Here is a 15,357-nt window from a genome sequence, read left to right on the forward strand (position 1 = left end):
CTCAACCTGTCGCTTTTCATCGCCGCCTTCTTCTTTTTGAAATCCCTGCTCGACGAAAATTCCGCCCTCATCATTCTCCTGCTCACTTCGTTTGCTCCCTATCTTTTCGGACAATCGCGGATGTTGAACCACGAATCAATGGTGGGACTCTTCTCCCTGCTCACGATCCTCGCGATGACAGCGCATCTCTTTCTTAAGCCGACAACTGGTCTTGCGATTCTCTCGGCAGGATTCGCCGCCTTTGCGAATCTGACCAAGTCCTCGGCGATCGTGTTATTCCCTGTTGTGGCTGTGATGACCGCTTACTTTGCCTGGATGCAGTGGCGCGAAAACCGAAAAATTTCTGCATCTCTGATAAACTTTTTCAAAATCTACGGCCTGTGGATTTTGGCCTTCTTCATTGTCTATTTCATCGCATGGCCTGGCATGTGGGTTGCACCGGGCAAGATGCTCTACGAAGTGTACGGCAATGCCTTCAGTTATGCCTTTCAAGGTGCGCGCCTTTCCGTCACGCAAGAGTTGGAGCCTTCCAATTTCAGCCTCGCCTCGGCAGGACTCGGCGTTTTCGACTTCCTCACTTCGATTGCATGGCGCACCACTCCTGTCACATGGATCGGGGTTGATTCTTGCGGTAATTTTTTTCTTTTCCAAAAACCGTGAGGTTGTTTTCCCGCTTGCCAAATATCTGATCGCTTTTCTGTTACTCGAAGCCTTTGCCTGCATCGGCATGTTCTCCCTTGTGCAGGGACGTGACCAGCCGCATTATGTCCTTGCTTCTTATTATGGTTTCGAATTCGCCGCCGCAATTGGTTGGACATTGGCTTTGCGTTGGATAAGTCAGTCCTTTGCATGGGCGAAACAGATATGGGCTCAGGCGGGCTTGGTTGTGGTTTTACTGTCTGCACAGATGTTTCCGCTGTTTCAAAATGCGCCGTATTATTTCACCTACCTCAACCCGATCATGACCGCTATTGCGGGGCGGCCTAGTCCGTTTTTCTACGGCGAGCGCATGGAACAAGCCGCTGCCTACCTCGCACAAAAACCCGACGCAAAAGACCAGACCGCCCTCGTTTATTTTGGCCGCAGTTTCAGTTATTACTATCCCGGGGAAACCCTGCTTTTCAAGCCGATCCTTTTCGATGACAAGACGCAGTTGATCGAGAATTTGCGCGAATCGGATTACCTCGTCATGTATTCTGGTCTTGAAGAACGCCTGCCGCTTCTCAAAGAGTTGACTCCCGAACATGTCATTGAGTTGTATGGCCGAACCTACGTAGAGATCTATCGCGTGGCAGATATCCCTGCGAGTTTTTATAAATAACTCCTTGCCATGTCATGCTGAGCGAAGCGAAGCATCTCTCATTTCAGGGTGACATTATTAAAGGCAGATCATGAATTTCCGTAAAATACTTCTTGTCCTCCTCCTTCTCGCTTTGACCATTGCCCCGCGTCTTTCGGCTTTGGATTCCTTCGTCACCATTGACGAGCCGTTCTGGCTTTCGGTGGGGGCGAATTATTATTATGCCCTTGGTCAGCGTGAGTTGGAAAACACCGTCTATGAATATCACCCTGCGGTGACGACGATGTCTTTCATTACCGCCGCTTTTCTTGTGGATTTCCCCGATTACCGTGGTTTGGGTCAGGGCTACTTTGATGTGGACAAAGAAAAGTTCGACCCGTTCATCATCGAGAATGGACATGACCCGATGGTTCTGCTGGTTCTCAGCCGCCTCTTTCAGGTGGCGACCATCATCCTGTTTGTGCTGATTATTTTTTATCTGCTCTCGGTTTTGTTCGGCGATGAAAAGGCTTTCTTCATTACGGCTTTCATTTCAAGTGCGCCGTATTTTCTCGGTCATTCGCGGGTGCTCAGCCATGAGGCGTTGGTGGCTTTTTTCGTGCTGGCTTCGCTTTTGGGGATGCTGGCGTATCTCGAGTTCGAGCGGAAGTGGTTTTTCCTGCTGATCTCGGGGGCATCTGCGGCGCTGGCGCAGTTGACGAAATCTTCGGCGATGGCGATGTTCCCCGTCATTGCGTTAATGCTGGCGATTGCGGTTTTTGAAAAAACAAAGGAACGCGGACTTAAGTCCGCGCTCCTGGAACATTTGAAGATTTTCGGCGTTTGGCTGGGGTGGCTGGCTTTGGCATATTTCATCCTTTGGCCCGGTATGTGGGCTGCGCCGGGCAAGATGCTTTATGAGGTGTACGGCAATGCCTTCAGTTATGCCTTGCAGGGTTCGCGCCTGCAAGTGACACAGGAGTTGGAGCCTTCACGATTTGGCCTTGCCACAATGAGTGGGTCGATCCTGAATTTTGTGGCGCAGGTCTTGACGAAGGAGACTCCGTTTTCGTGGCTGGGACTGATTCTGGCGGTCTTGTCTTTGCGGCGAAAGGATGCGGCTTTCGAGAAGAAGCTCATGCTTTATCTCTTTGTGAATGCGGTCATGTCCATTTTGCTATTCAGCGCGGCACAGGGACGGAATTCGCCGCACTACATTATGTCGGCGCATGTGAGCATGGATGTGATTGCGGCGCTGGGGTGGGTGTCTCTTTCGGGGCTGATTCTGAATCAGGATGCCCGAATCAATTCTCGGCTTAAGATGGGAGGCGTGGTTTTCATCCTCATTTTGCAATTAGGCAGCGCGTTGATCTATTATCCATATTATTACACCTACCATAATCCGCTGGTGGTGAATGCGCCGCTTTCGGATTATGGCGAGGGCTTTGAGCAGGCGGCTGCGTATTTGGCGCAAAAGCCGAATGCGGCTGCTTTGAAGGTGTTGTCGTTTCGTGGGCGTGGACCGTTTTCGTATTTCTTTCCGGGTGAGACCATTATTTTCAATCCGCTTTTCATTGAAGAGCCAGGCATGCCTTCGATGATCGAGCGGCTGGAGCAGGCGGATTATTTGGTGATCAACGATGCGCTGAGACCGCGCACGCCGCGCTCGGAGTTGTTCGTGCAGGCGATGGATGGTGTGACGCCCGAACATTCGATTTTCATCAATGGGGTTTCGACGATCCGAATTTATCGGATGGCAGACCTGCCAGTATCATTTTATGAGACGATCAGTAAGTGACGTTTATTCATTGAGCTACTGTCTCTAAAGGTTTTTAACGCAAAGCCGCAGAGACGCCAGTTTTTTGGGCGTCTCTGCGGTCAATTTTTAAGCGGCATTAATTGTGACTTGTATAAGTCTCGATTGTTTTCTTTCCTGAAGCATCCACGAATTCAAATGTGTAGGTGTTTCCCTCAAACCCATAATTGACATAATACTTTTGCCCGCTGATCTGGTATTCCAGCGAATAGTGACTGGAATCGAGTTCGGTGAAGTTGGTGATGGTTGCGCCCTGCAGGGGTTGCAACGCCTCGCGAATTGGGGTCATGCGCGGTTGGGGTTCGATCTGGTCATCGCGGACGGTGACAACTCCGCGCATGCCGCCATTGATGTAGGGATAGGTTTTCGTGCCGTGATAGTGATAACTGCCATCTGCGGCGAAGTGGCCGTTGAATTCGTCGAGGTCGGTGACGGCCGTGCCATCGGGTTCGGTGAGGCCGTAAATGGGGAAGCCATCAAGGGCGTAGGCGATGGGTTTGTCGATGCCGACAAGTTCGGAAAGGTGCAGTGGGGCGGTGTGATAGTGATAATCGTCGGCGCGGCCTGCGTGGCCGCCGAATTCGTCCAGTTCGCCGTAGAGGTAGGCATCGTCGCCGCGATTGTTGAGTGCGTTGAAAATGGGGACGCCATTCACAGCGAGAGCGATCGCGCCGCGATATAGATCGGTCTTTGCCGAAATGGGATTCTCTGCAACGACGGGGTGAAGAGGAATCTTCCATGCGTTGCTGCCTGTAAATGGCTGCGGCAAAGGCACTTGTTGCTGCCAGCTTTTGATCCCGATCATCATTGGATGGGCGGGCATTCCGTTGGATTCAACGTAAAGATACTGGGCATCTTGATACACCTTCACTTGATCGGCGAAGGCTTCGAAGCCGAGTTCTGTCAGGGCTTGAGAAATGACTGTTGGTGACAGGGCAGGCAACTCGGTCGGGTTGATCGGTGGGGGATTGTCCCCGGGTCTGAATCCGCAGGCGGCGAGGAAGGCTGTGCCGAATCCGTAGGCGGAGAGTCTTAGAAAGTCACGGCGTGTGATGGACATGAGTTACCTCGTGTAGGTTACGTTCAATGCTGCGCTGGCAAGGGTGATATTTTGAATCGCATCGAGCAACACCTCGCGGCTGACTTCTGAATCGGCGGCGGAAATATGCGGCTCGGCGGAAAGCGCGTACACGGTGTAGGTGTAGACTTTTTCGCCAGGGCCTTTCGAGCAGGGCGGTGCGTATTTGGTTTCGCCGTTGACGCTGTTAGTTCCGAGTATGCCAATGCCTGTGCTGTTCTTTTCAAGGCTTGTGATGTCAGCAGGAATGTTGTAAACGACCCAATACCAATGCGTGTCACCGGGCCCAGGGACGTGATGCATGACGACAGCGAAACTTTTTGTCCCTGTGGGCGCACCATTCCATGCGAGGGGCAGAGTAGCACTGGAACCATCGCAGGTGAATTCCTTGGGCAGGGCACCGCCTTCGGATACTTCTGGACTGGTGAGTAGGAATGTGCCGTTTGATGAGGTGGGTTCGATCACTGGGGTTGTGTTGGGCGGAGCAGGCGGGTCACCGGGGGCGAGCGTGCAACCCATCAGCAGGAAGATGAGAAATAACGAAAATATTTTTGTCTTCATGCGTTATCCGTTGATGGTCAACTTGCACAGAAGTGTATTGTTCGTTTCAAGGTCGGGACCCCAGATGAATTGTGCGGATGGATTCCACTCGATCTGCTCGAATCCATCCTTCGGGTCAACCTGCTCAGCGGAATAAACAGTGGCTTTGGCCCAGGCAGAGGTGTCGAAGGCTGCATCCATCCAGTTTGCAGGCTCTTCCAACGAAGTGAATCCGCAGGGCATTTCGCCTGCCACAGGGTTGGCAGATTTTTCGCAGGCTTTATCGAGCGGCGCTTCGTGGATGACGGTACACATCCAATTCGAGTCGGTGACGGCGATGACCTCACCCGTGTCGGCATTGATGAATTGCGCGATCAGGCCGCCATCGCCCATTTGCTGTCTATTGGTGCCGATATATTCGAGTCCCGTGTCGTTTTCCTTGAAATCCTTGGCGATGAAATTCAAGGTCATCGGGTAGGATGCGGCGAAGGTGAATGTCTCTGCGTTGAAGGAACGTTCGGTCGTAATTGAAACTGAATCTTCTTTAATGAGTTGATCAGCCAGATAGAAAGCGAACCAATTATCGGCCCAGACATCGGCTTTGATGTTGATCGCACCTGTCGTGTTGATGGAACTGGGCGTCTGTTCTTGCGTGACTGGCTGGGTATTCGCCTGGCTGGGCGGCAGAGGTGCGCCGCAAGCGTTCAAAACAATCGAGAGCAGAAATATGGATAGTGATAAAGACGAAGTTCGTTTCATTGATATTCTCCTTTTTGTAGCAGTGACTTCAGTTACTTTTTAGCCAAGCAACTGAAGTCACTGTTATGGTCTTAAGGTCTCGGCGGGCCGCCTGCCGGCACGCAGGCCAGAATTGAATTCGGTATGACCTGACAGGTCCCGCTGACTAGGTTTTGATTTCTACCACTGAATGAACAAGCTGATTCTGCGGAGAGATTGGCACAGGCATCGATCGCGGCTTGCGGAGGCTGGTGACCATTCTGGTTGCCGTTGCCTTGTTGGTTGGGCGTTTCAGCATCCACAATGACGGTGGATTCGTTGAAGAAGAAGACATCTGCCTGAAGTTTGGTCAGGTCTGTGTTGAGGCGGATGATGTCGGCGAGGGTGGTGTTTTGCACATCATCGACGATTCGATTCGACAGGGAGGCCTGATACCAGAAACGATCACCATCACGCAGACGGCTGAACTGGTCCACGAGAATCGCGGTGAAGGTTTCGCCGAGGCTGGAATTAGGCAGGTGGTCTTCGGCAAGGCCGCCGATCCACAGGTCAATGTTATCCACGCTGCCGTAGGTAGCGGCGAGTGAGGCCTGCAGTGACTTGTCGGAGGTGATCTGCTCGAAGCTGGTGATGCGGTCGAGGCCGTAGGCGGCGCGGGTGGTATTGTAGTCGGCGAGGCCGTGGTCGCGTCCGCGCTGGATGTTGAGGGAGGCGAGGTCGAATCCGCCCTGGCCAGGTGCGCCGAAGAGGAAATTGCGGACGTCATCCACGACGATGGGGTCGATCTCCTGCGCGTTATCGGAGGCGAGATATTTTAGAATGGGGTCAATGCCTGTTTCGTGGAGCACAGTAGGGTTGAAGAACGAATCGCGCAATGGCATGGCTTCGTGATTTTCGTTCCCGTCGTTGTCGAGAAATTCGATGTCATCGCCCAGCATGCTATGACCGAAACGAAACGCAGCCGTGGAAAATTCATTGGCGATGCCAGGATTCACTTCAGATTGATAGCCGCGGTAGGCGGGCATGGCATTCGGCCCGAGAATGGCAGGGAGGAATTCATCGTAGGTGATCTTTTGCAATTCGGCAATGACCTTGCGGCGCGCGAATTGATACAGTTCCTCATCGGTCCAATCGGGATGGCGTTGGGCGGCTTCTGCGGCGATGCGGTTGTGCTCACGCAGGAAAAGCGTATGCAGGGAAAGCAGTTCGGGGTTTTCGTTGGCGCGGACATCGCCTGCGAGGAACAGTTGACTGTCGTCCACGCGGTGGGCATCGTTGGCGTTGGGGAATCCTTCGGTGTTGAGAGGTGGCAGGTTGCCTGCACTGGTCTTTAACCGTCCGCCGCCGAATTCACGCAAGGCTGCCGCGCGTTCTGGGTCTATGCCATAAATTTGCGAGCCGTCAATGAAAGCGGTGATGGAATTGGTCTGCTGGCGCGGGCCGCTGATGCTGGTATCGTAATTCGAGCGTGAGACGGGAATGGTCATCGTGCCAGTGCCGGCAGGGTCGAACCAAGCATCGCTTGTGGGCACGATGATGGGAAAAGCCTCTTTCGGCGAGGCGGTGTCGGTCAGGTCAATATCGTGGTCGAGGAATTGTCCCCAAGCATAGACGAAGGCGGTGAAATCGCGGTCATTGGCGATGCCTTCTTCGGGGCTGACCGAGAATGTGTTGCTGACCAGCCTCGGGCTGGGACGATCCGCGCCTGCGGGGGAGTTGGTTCCATCTCCATAGTCCGCTGCGGCGAAGCGAAGCAAGGTCTGGTTGATGCTTCCCCAGGTTGGGTTGGCGATGTTGTTTCCGATTCCATCCAGCGGTTCGGTTTCGCGGCTGGAATTTGATTCGTCATTTGTTTCTGAAAGGCTTGCCTGCGCATTTTCGATCAACACATTTGAATCGGTATTGGATGTGTTTTGAGCGGGTGCTGGGTTGAAAGACTGGCATCCGACAAGGAATACGAGCATGCTTGCGGCGAAAGTTCTGGTGAGGTTGTTCATATTGGGTTCCTTTGACGTTGAATCTCTTACGGTTGCTGCGGTCCGCCGATGGGAGCGCATGCCAACTGAGTGGAGGCATTGCTGGGCGGCAGGGAGCAAGTGCCGCTTAGGCTTCCATTCGGGGTGAGAACGGTGCAAGCCGCACCTTCACTCAACCCGACACAAGCATCGTAAGCTTCCTGCGGAGGTTGCTGTCCGTTGCCCGGTCTGCCGCCCATATTGGCGCAGTCGGTGGGCATGGCCTGTTGTATGGCTTGCTTCAAAGTTTCTTCAGTGATGCCGAGTGTGGCGGCTGCGGTGGCCAGGTCGGGCCTGCCTTGAGCGGGGTCACCCAATGCTGCTTGAAGTTCTTCAGCGGTGATTCCCAAGGTGTTTGCGGCTGTGGTCATATCGGGGCGGCAATCGCCATTTTGACCGGGTTGCCCGCCCTGTCCGTTTTGCATGGGCTGGTCGTTGGATGGCTGTGCAATTGAAGGCTGAATTCCCGCAGGCTGGATTCCATTGGGGTCAAGTTGTGCGGGCTGCGCGTTTGAATCAAGCGACGCGGCTGGCTGGTTCTGCGAGACGTCTACAGCTTCCACGGGCATGGCGGGCTGGGTAGCTTGAACTTCAGCGGCTTGAGTGGCGGGGGCAACGCTTGCGCAGGCGCTGACGATGAGAGTCAGCAGGGTGAAGATGGAAAGAAGGAGGAGATTTTTGTTTTTCATTTTGTTTTCCTTTTGTGTTTGATGTTGGTTGCATTTTAGCCACGTGTAAAAAATGTAATGAGTGTGTAAAATCATCATGTTGAACGAATGTCCATGCATACCTGCATCAACAGGCATGACAGGTGTCATGGGAAAAATGACGTAAAAACATAGAAAACGCTGACTTTGCTTTATCAGCGAAAATCAGCGTTCGTCTATGTCCAAAATTATTTTTTATTGAGACTACTTGCACATATATAACGTGTTGGATTGATTGCCCGGCCCGCCTCCACCTGGACCTTGAACCTGATTCTGTCCATTTTGCTGGTTGCTGAATTCAGAGACCACCGAACACGAACTTGCCAGCCAGTTGGCAATATCTTCCTTGTTGCCGCGATTATCACCGTAGAGCACGTAGCGCAATTCACCGTTGGCAACCATCTCCGCAAGGTCTTCCGCGCTGACGACATCATCCTGCCCGCCGAAGCCGCCCATATACAGCACTGGTCTTCCCGTTTGGATCACCCAGGTGGAGCCCTGCTGTGACGAAGGCACTGCCGCCAGATATTTCACATCCTGCGTGTTGGCCTGAAGATAGGCAAGCATTTCGCTGTTTACGTTCGAGTTCGGTCCGCCATCATCCTGCGGACGCGGCGAAGCAAGGCCGACCTGTTGCTGATTGCCTCCTGTATAAGCGGTGGGTAAATTTTTATCCACATTGGATGAGACGGTCATCATCGTCCAATAGATGGGGATGACCAGCATCGAAGCCAGCAGGCTGAGATACGCGGCGCGCTTCACAACGACCATCGAGAGGGTTCCCACCGCAAACAGGATCACCGCGAGAAGCATCCACCACGATTGTTCACCGTATTGATACGAGGCGAAGAGTTGAAAGGCCAGCGTAATTAAAGATGCGCCGATAAGCACTGCGCCGATCCATTTTTTGTCTTTGCCCCAACTCCACAATTGAGCGAAGCCGATTCCCACCATGGCGCCGAGGGCAGGGGCCAGCATGATGGCATAGTAAGAGTGGAAGATGCCTGAGACCATGCTAAAGAACACCACACAGGTCAGCAGCCATCCACCCCAAATGACGAGGGCTTTGTGAACCGCCGATTCAAGCGGCAGGCGGATCTTGCCCGCGAAAAGCGCCAGCACCACACTGATCAACGCGAAGGGCAGAAGCCACGACATTTGCTTTGAAAGCGGATTTGTAAAGAAGCGGAAGACGCCCGGTGTGCCTGTCTCCTGGCTGAAAGGAGTACCGCCATTGCCGCCTGGCCCGCCAGCGGGTCCCTGCCCATTTTGCTGGGGGTTCATGCCCTGCGGAGCGCAAGCCAATTCACTTGAGTTAGGTGGAGTCACGCAGGAGCCGTTGATCGTGTTCCCGTTTTGCAGAGTGAACGAGCAGGCATCGCCTTGTGTGGATGTGGAGCACGCATCCAATGCGGCTTGCGGCGGACCTTGATTGTTGACATTGTCGTTTGTTGTCTGAGCATTGCCTGTGGGAGCCTGTCCGTTTTGCTGTGACATGCCTTGCGGAGCGCAGGCCAGGACATCGAGGTTTTGAGGTGTAATGCAGGAGCCATCCACGGTGTTGCCGTTTTGAGTGGTGAATGAGCAGGCATCGCCTTGTGAAGATGTGGAGCAGGCATCCAAGGCTTCCTGCGGCGGGCCTTGACGAAGATTCTGCTGAGGCTGAGCCGCCTGATTGGTGGACTGATCAGTTTGCGGCGCGGTGGGAGGCGTTCCATTTTGCGGTCCGCCGTTTCCTCCCAATCCAGTGTTTCCGAGGCGCGATACTCCGTTGTGGCCGAAGATCAATCCCATGACAGTGTTGTTATCGCTTGATCCAATATATGGGCGTGAGTCAGCGGGGGTCAAATCTACAACAACTGCCCATGAGAACGAAACCGCGAGCAGTAATACGGTGGCGATGCCAAGATTGAAGATTTTACGGAGCCAGCCTTCTTTCGATCCGAAGAAATACAGCGCGTAGAATGCGGGGAGCGGCAGAAAAGCTTGCATCATTTTGATATTGAAACCGAGGCCGACAATGAACCCGCCCAGCAAAAGCCAGCGGAGTTTTCCATCTTCGGTTGCTTTGATGAAAGCCCAGGCCGCCATGAGCAAAAAGAAGACGAGCATGCCATCCATGGTGTTGTTGCGGTTGGTGGCCACGAAGACGGGGGTGAAGGCCATGACGAAAGCTGCAATGAGGCCTGCGAGTTCGCCCGCATATTTTTTGACCATGCTGTACAAAAGCGGAATGCTGAATATACCCGCGAGGATATTCGGCAGTGAAACGCTGAATCCGCTCACACCAAGGAAAAATGCGAAGACCGCTTCGATCCACAACCCCAACGGGGGTTTATCCACGGTGACCGAACCGCCGGGCTCGGCGGCGACGAAGAAGAAATTGCTCCAGCTTTTCAGCATGGCTTCCACTGCGGCGGTGTAATATGAATTGGCATCGCCGATGGATTCGATGTTATACATATGTACACCGAAAGAGATCGCCATGATGACGATCACAAGCAAAAAGGCGGGCGTAATCCCGAGGACGAGATTCTTCTTTAGGAAGGATGGTTGGGTTGGGATGGTTGCAGTTGTCATTTATTACTCCTTGTTACATCTTGTCAGGACTGGTGGTCGAGTAGGGCTGATGTTTTTTCCAGCCCGTATCGAGACCACCGAGATTTCTTATTTCTTGAAAGTCCACATGCGATTGGCGAAATAATTCCAAAAGACGACCACGCCTGTAGCAATGACCTTTGCAGGGAGGTAGCCCCAATCGGGTTGGCCGAGCATTGTGCCGAAGATGCCTTCCAGCGAAAGCACGATGAGGTTGTTCAGTGCAAGCCCTACCAGACTCACAGCTGTGAATTGGATAAGTTGTCTGCGCCAATCGGGCTGAATGGCGTCGCCGAAGGTCCAAAGGCGATTCCATGTGAAATTATTGACCAGCCCCGCGGTAAAGGACAGGCTGTTTGCCAGCAAAGTCGGCAGGCCTGCCAGTTTGAGCAGGGTCAGCAGGCTGAAATCCAATAAAGTGCCGACCGCACCCACCGCCAGAAAACGGGAGAAGCGTTCGATTTCCTTGTTTGAAGACGTGTCAGATAAAGCGGCCATTCTTTACTCCTTGTAATCAGAGATAAACATTGATAAACGAAGATGTTCTTTTGTTCGATATCCTAATCTTATATTTTTCCGCCAAATTGAGAGAGTGAAGCCAGTCATTACTTGCCGTCCACAGCCGTGAATTCTTCATCCCCACCCATGACTGCTGTCATGGGAAATGTGGGGGAATCATGACGACGCGCACAGGGCGCGCGCCTGCCTTCATGATAAGATTTGCTTATGCAAGCTCAAAACGACTCAACCCGCATTTTGCGTGTCGCCGCATGGATATGGATCGGTTATCTGATCGCCATGTTGATGATGGATGTTGTGTTGTACACCCCGTTTGCCCAGCAAGCCATTACGCAAAACCCGCCGCTCCAGCAGGATATCCCCGGTCAACTGCTTCCCCCGTTGGGGAATCCGCAGCTTCAGCCGCAGGGGGCGCGTTTTTGGCCTGTCTTTCTTTTCTATGCGGCCAATGGCGCGGTTGCTTTTGTCTTTCTTCTGTTCACGTATTGGAAATGGCCGCAAGATCAGCTTGGTGGCGCGTTCTACCCTCTTCTGGTGTTGATGATCTCGGCTACGCCCATCATCATCAATACCCTGGTCGTGCCGCGCTTCCCGCAGGGTCCGCTTTCGAATGCGGAAGGCATGGCGCTGCGGCAGTTGCCCGTTCTGTTTGTTGCGCTGGCGCTGGTCGCATGGGAATATCAACTTCCACATGTCATCTTTTTCAGCGTGGCCACCACGGCGCTTGAGCTTGGCCTGATCGCGTTCAGCGTCATCAATTCCCAAAGCGTTTATGTTTTCATTTTCATTGCCATTATCCGCACCATTACGTTTGTAGCCACAGGTATCTTCCTCAACCTGCTTGTCACACGCCTGCGCGAACAGCAGGAGTCGCTTCGACAGGCCAATGCCAATCTTTCGCACTATGCGTCGACGCTGGAGCAGTTGACGGTGAGTCGTGAACGCAATCGTCTCGCGCGCGAACTGCACGATACGCTGGCCCATTCTCTCACCGCCATTTCCGTCTCGCTTGAAACTGCCAAAGCCTATTTTGATATCGAACCGAAGAAGGCACAGGAATTCCTCGATAAATCGCTGGAGGCCACCCGCACCGGTGTGGATGAAACCCGCCGCGCACTCAAAGCCCTGCGTTCATCGACTTTGGAAGATATGGGATTGGGACCCGCCATCCGACAGGCCGCCGAATCTGCGGCCTCGCGCTTCCATCTGGACCTTGAACTGGTTCTGCCAAATCCCATGCCTTCTCTCAGCCCAGACGTGGAGCAGACCCTCTATCGAATTGCACAGGAAGCCATTGAAAATATCACTCATCACTCGCGCGCTAACAAATTCACCATCCGTCTCGAAAGCAACGGCCATACCACCTTGACCATCCGCGATAACGGCATTGGCTTTGATATGCGCTCAAAGGAACCGACAGGCCACTTTGGACTCATCGGCATGCGCGAACGCGCCGAACTTGCAGGTGGTAAATTGAAGATCGAAAGTGAAAAAGGAAAAGGCACGAAGGTTGTGCTGACGATATAATCTGCTCTCGCTGAGCGAAGCGAGAGTCCTATCCCTCGACTACGCCGCCAAAGATCGGCGGTTCCGCTCAGGACGAAGAGATGACCAACTATGAAAATCCTCCTCTGTGACGACCAGGCAGTGATCCGCGACGGGCTGGAAATGCTTCTCAACCTCGAGAAGGATTTCCAGGTCATCGGCTCCGCGCAAGACGGCGCTGAAGCCGTGGAACTTGCCGCGCAAAAACAACCCGATCTCATTTTGATGGACTTGAAAATGCCAATGATGAACGGGATCGAAGCCACGCGTGAGATCCGCGCCAGATTCCCCCAAATCAAAATTCTCGTGCTGACCACCTACGATGACGATGAATGGGTCTTTGATGCCATCCGCGCGGGCGCATCAGGCTACCTGCTCAAGGATACGTCACGCCAGAAGATCGTCGAAGCCATTCGCGGGACAATGGAAGGAAAATCCTTTGTTGACCCCGCCATTGCGGGTAAATTATTAAATCAAGTTGCCAGCAAGCAAACACAGCCCACTTCCATCTTGACAGATAAACTCACCGAGCGTGAATTGGATGTGCTGCGCCTGATCGCCAAAGGAATCAACAACAGCGATATTGCTGCCCAGTTGCATTTATCCGAAGGGACGGTGCGGAATCACGTCAGCGCAATTTTGGAAAAATTGGGAGTGTCAGATAGAACGCAGGCGGCGGTCATCGCCATTCAGCATGGGTTGTGAGATCAATGATCAGTTTTGTTGAATTACAGCGGCGTTTTCGCTGCCATCCCCGCACTGCGCGGATATTTCGGCGGCGTGGCAGCGACCTTATCCACGAGCACAAGGTAACGGTCATCGGCAACGCCGGGCAGGTTGACGGGAATCAACTGCTTTAATTTTCCACCCAATAATTTCATCGCCTTTTCAGCGGACTGCGCTTCGGCGGGTCCGCTTTCACCTTTTTGGGCAAGTACGATTCCGCCCAGCTTTACCAGCGGGAGCAGGTATTCGCTCAAAACATTGAGGTTTGCCACTGCGCGTGCTACAGCCCAGTCATAACTTTCACGATGCTCCGCTTTTTGACCGATGTCTTCCGCGCGCGAATGGATCACCTTCACATTTTCCAGCCCGAGGGTATCCACGATGTGCTGACAGAATTTGGCCTTCTTACCGACTGATTCGACCAGGGTCAAATGCATGGCGGGATAGATGATTTTCAAGGGAATGCCCGGGAAACCGGCACCCGTTCCCACGTCAATGAGGCGATACGGGGGAGCGGCTTTCCACGCCTGCACACAGGAAAGTGAATCCAAAAAATGCTTGGTGCGGATGGATTCCACATCCCGAATGGCGGTGAGGTTGAATTTTTGATTCCAATCCAAAAGCTCACGTTCATAAGTGGCAAGCGCCAGAATGTGTCTCCCCGTCAGGCGGACGTTGAAAAGCGAGAGTGCTTCGCGGGCTAAATTTTCCATGAAGTGATTATAGCAAAAAAGAGAGACCACTTTTCAGCAGTCTCTCTTTTACTATTCACAATTCACTTCTTACTTCTTTTCCACTTCCTGTGCTTGTTCCTTCTTCGGTTTGCTTCCACGCAGCTTGCGGAAAATGGCCCGCGCGCCGATAAACAAAAGATAAAGGAAGAAGCCGATGGTGAGCAGAACAGGCAGGGTGAAGATAATGAAGCGGATGAGGAACTCGGAAAAGCCCTGGAAGAAATCGATCAGATCCTGTGTCGCTTCGAGCGCCACGCCCTTGGGCTCCCACTTGCCGATGACAAGCGGCTTGATGGTCTCTTCGGCAACGATGCGCACGCTGATGGCAGAAAGCGCGGAGGCTTCTTCATAATATTTGATCTGGCCCTTGGTCACTTCGATCTGCTGGCGATAATAGGTAAGCTGATTGAAGATGTTGACCACGTCTTCGGTGGTGGTGGCTTCTTCGAGGATCTTGTTCAATTGCTCTTCAGTGGCTTCGAGGCTTTTCAGGTTCGATTGCAGGTCCACGTATTCGGCAGTGACATCCTGACCTGAGACGGTCTCGGACTGCACTTCGACCACATCTTTTTTGATCTGATCCAGAGCCTCGGTCAACTTTTCGGCAGGCACGCGGACAGTGATCGTTGCTTCGGGCACTTCAATGTTATCGCTGGTATAGCTTTGGTACAAATTGGAGGAAACGACAAATCCGCCCATTCCCTCAGCCATCGACTGGATGGCTTCCATGCGTCCCTGTACATCTGAAACGACGATGGCGAGGTCGGCGTTTTTGATGACGATCCGCTCGATGGCTGCCGCTGAGGCACCAGAACCGCTGTTCGAGGTGCTTTCTTCGAATGCAGGCTCGGGCGCGAACATATCCTGCTCAACTGCGGGCGCGCCACCGGAAGATGGCAATACATCCATGACAGGGGCTTCCGGGGCTGCTGCACTGCCGCATGCAGTGACAAGCAATGCCGCGGCAATGATGCTGAATATCAAAATCTTTTTCATGATCTTTTCTCCTTTTACCTTATGGCGATTTCTCTACATAAGGAACGAACATGATAGAGAGAAAGT

General features: G+C 53.0%; 14 protein-coding genes. 5 read left to right on the forward strand and 9 right to left on the reverse strand.

All coding sequences use genetic code 11. From position 1 onward, the window contains the following. From IPI86_RS07775 to IPI86_RS07785, 3 genes are all read left to right on the forward strand, one after another. Positions 1-660 (forward strand): hypothetical protein (locus IPI86_RS07775; protein WP_345297430.1); only part of this gene is annotated, 660 nt, incomplete at its 5' end. Further along, complete coding sequence (locus IPI86_RS07780) at positions 620-1,321, forward strand: hypothetical protein (RefSeq protein ID WP_345297431.1); 702 nt, start codon at positions 620-622, stop codon at positions 1,319-1,321. The genes IPI86_RS07775 and IPI86_RS07780, both read left to right, overlap by 41 nt. 70 nt (positions 1,322-1,391) lie before the next feature. Further along, the gene (locus IPI86_RS07785; protein ID WP_345297432.1) at positions 1,392-3,077 is read left to right on the forward strand and encodes a glycosyltransferase family 39 protein; all 1,686 of its coding nucleotides are present in this window, start codon (positions 1,392-1,394) and stop codon (positions 3,075-3,077) included. Between the two features lie 97 nt (positions 3,078-3,174). Here IPI86_RS07785 and IPI86_RS07790 read toward each other — a convergent pair whose 3' ends face one another. The 7 genes from IPI86_RS07790 to IPI86_RS07820 all read right to left on the reverse strand — a co-directional run bounded on the left by IPI86_RS07790 (position 3,175) and on the right by IPI86_RS07820 (position 11,269). Next, a complete protein-coding gene (locus IPI86_RS07790) occupies positions 3,175-4,155 on the reverse strand; it encodes a YHYH protein (protein WP_345297433.1) in 981 nt (326 codons plus the stop codon). 3 nt (positions 4,156-4,158) lie between these two features. Beyond that, on the reverse strand, positions 4,159-4,734 hold the full coding sequence (locus IPI86_RS07795; protein ID WP_345297434.1) for a YbhB/YbcL family Raf kinase inhibitor-like protein: 576 nt from the start codon (positions 4,732-4,734) through the stop codon (positions 4,159-4,161). Between the two features lie 3 nt (positions 4,735-4,737). Next, on the reverse strand, positions 4,738-5,472 hold the full coding sequence (locus tag IPI86_RS07800) for a PEBP family protein (protein ID WP_345297435.1): 735 nt from the start codon (positions 5,470-5,472) through the stop codon (positions 4,738-4,740). 71 nt (positions 5,473-5,543) lie between these two features. Beyond that, entirely contained in the window at positions 5,544-7,448 is a 1,905-nt protein-coding gene (locus IPI86_RS07805) for a peroxidase family protein (RefSeq protein ID WP_345297436.1), read from the reverse strand. Positions 7,449-7,474: 26 nt separating this feature from the next. After that, entirely contained in the window at positions 7,475-8,155 is a 681-nt protein-coding gene (locus IPI86_RS07810) for a hypothetical protein (protein ID WP_345297437.1), read from the reverse strand. Positions 8,156-8,377: 222 nt separating this feature from the next. Continuing rightward, entirely contained in the window at positions 8,378-10,753 is a 2,376-nt protein-coding gene (locus tag IPI86_RS07815) for a glycosyltransferase family 39 protein (RefSeq protein WP_345297438.1), read from the reverse strand. Positions 10,754-10,840: 87 nt separating this feature from the next. Further along, positions 10,841-11,269, reverse strand: a complete 429-nt coding sequence (locus IPI86_RS07820; RefSeq protein ID WP_345297439.1) for a GtrA family protein — start codon at positions 11,267-11,269, stop codon at positions 10,841-10,843. A 228-nt stretch (positions 11,270-11,497) separates the two neighbouring features. On the opposite strand from IPI86_RS07820, the gene IPI86_RS07825 reads away from it, so the two are divergent. After that, on the forward strand, positions 11,498-12,817 hold the full coding sequence (locus IPI86_RS07825; protein ID WP_345297440.1) for a sensor histidine kinase: 1,320 nt from the start codon (positions 11,498-11,500) through the stop codon (positions 12,815-12,817). Positions 12,818-12,907: 90 nt separating this feature from the next. Beyond that, positions 12,908-13,540, forward strand: a complete 633-nt coding sequence (locus IPI86_RS07830; protein ID WP_345297441.1) for a response regulator transcription factor — start codon at positions 12,908-12,910, stop codon at positions 13,538-13,540. 23 nt (positions 13,541-13,563) lie between these two features. On the opposite strand, the gene rsmG is transcribed toward IPI86_RS07830, so the two are convergent. Both rsmG and IPI86_RS07840 read right to left on the reverse strand, forming a co-directional pair. Next, positions 13,564-14,274, reverse strand: a complete 711-nt coding sequence (gene rsmG, locus IPI86_RS07835; RefSeq protein WP_345297442.1) for a 16S rRNA (guanine(527)-N(7))-methyltransferase RsmG — start codon at positions 14,272-14,274, stop codon at positions 13,564-13,566. Positions 14,275-14,343: 69 nt separating this feature from the next. Next, positions 14,344-15,291, reverse strand: coding sequence for a DUF4349 domain-containing protein (locus IPI86_RS07840; RefSeq protein ID WP_345297443.1), 948 nt, complete (start codon positions 15,289-15,291; stop codon positions 14,344-14,346). Positions 15,292-15,357: the final 66 nt, after the last annotated feature.

It is taken from the genome of Candidatus Villigracilis affinis (assembly GCF_016705895.1).
In the GTDB taxonomy this organism is placed as follows: Bacteria; Chloroflexota; Anaerolineae; order Anaerolineales; family Villigracilaceae; genus Villigracilis; species Villigracilis affinis.